A 428-nucleotide genomic window follows, 5' to 3' on the forward strand; every position below is an offset into this window, starting at 1 on the left:
GTTTCCTGTCGTCGCCAGCAGGTTAGTATGTGGAAATCCAAAGGCTGCGATGCCTTCCCCCAACCGGACACTGGCTCGAATGGGGAGTGTGCGCTCCACGGGCCCCGCCACCTTTAACACCGCGAGGTCGTTTATCGCGTCCCGTGCGAGCACCTGAGCGGGACCGGGTTTCCTGTCGTCGCCAGCAGGTTAGTATGTGGAAATCCAAAGGCTGCGATGCCTTCCCCCAACCGGACACTGGCTCGAATGGGGAGTGTGCGCTCCACGGGCCCCGCCACCTTTAACACCGCGAGGTCGTTTATCGCGTCCCGTGCGAGCACCTGAGCGGGACCGGGAGTGCCACCGTCCGGCCGCGCTGTGATGGTCGTGCACTCCTTGATGACATGGGCATTGGTGAGAATGTGCCCAGCCTTCGAGACGAAGAAACC

General features: G+C 62.1%; 1 protein-coding gene. It reads right to left on the minus strand.

The genetic code is table 11. From position 1 onward, the window contains the following. Positions 1 to 131 precede the first annotated feature (131 nt). Positions 132 to 428, minus strand: a 297-nt coding sequence (locus AB4Y92_RS25975; protein WP_441822242.1) for a trypsin-like peptidase domain-containing protein, incomplete at its 5' end; no start/stop codon positions are given.

This window comes from Lysobacter sp. TAB13 (genome assembly GCF_052113885.1).
Classification (GTDB): Bacteria; Pseudomonadota; Gammaproteobacteria; order Xanthomonadales; family Xanthomonadaceae; genus Lysobacter; species Lysobacter gummosus.